The sequence below is a fragment of the Mesorhizobium sp. genome, assembly GCF_004962245.1.
Lineage (GTDB): Bacteria > Pseudomonadota > Alphaproteobacteria > Rhizobiales > Rhizobiaceae > Mesorhizobium.
This window is the reverse complement of the sequence record NZ_SUHQ01000113.1, coordinates 1-349: the sequence shown is the minus strand read 5'-3', so window position 1 is coordinate 349 and position 349 is coordinate 1. Positions and strand designations below refer to the sequence as shown.

Here is a 349-nt window from a genome sequence, read left to right as displayed (position 1 = left end):
CCGGTGTGTGGCGTAGGTGCAGTATGACGATGTGAGCCGCTACACCGTGCGCGTCGTAGCCGATTGCGCGGGCTTCCGGTCTCGCGCCGGCCCAACTGCGGCCGCTTTCGAATGGCTTTGCGTGGAAGGTTCCCAGTCTGTCCATAGGCTCGGAAGAAGTCGGACAGTTGACATGGCCGGTCAGTTGCAACTCCCTTCCCAGCACTCCACTGCCCGGTAGAGCGCATGAAAGTTCTCCTTTCGGGCAGTTCTTAAGACGCTCGCCACGCCATGAGGCAGTGGGGCATCGGTGTGCGTCAGGTGCTTCTGCCCATGCAGGATTCCACAACATTGATGAAATCGTTTGTTT

General features: G+C 59.0%; 1 pseudogene. It reads right to left on the bottom strand.

What is annotated here, in order from left to right:
• A pseudogene (locus E5X88_RS33570) lies at positions 1–227 on the bottom strand (hypothetical protein); the annotation flags it as partial.
• Positions 228–349 lie beyond the last annotated feature (122 nt).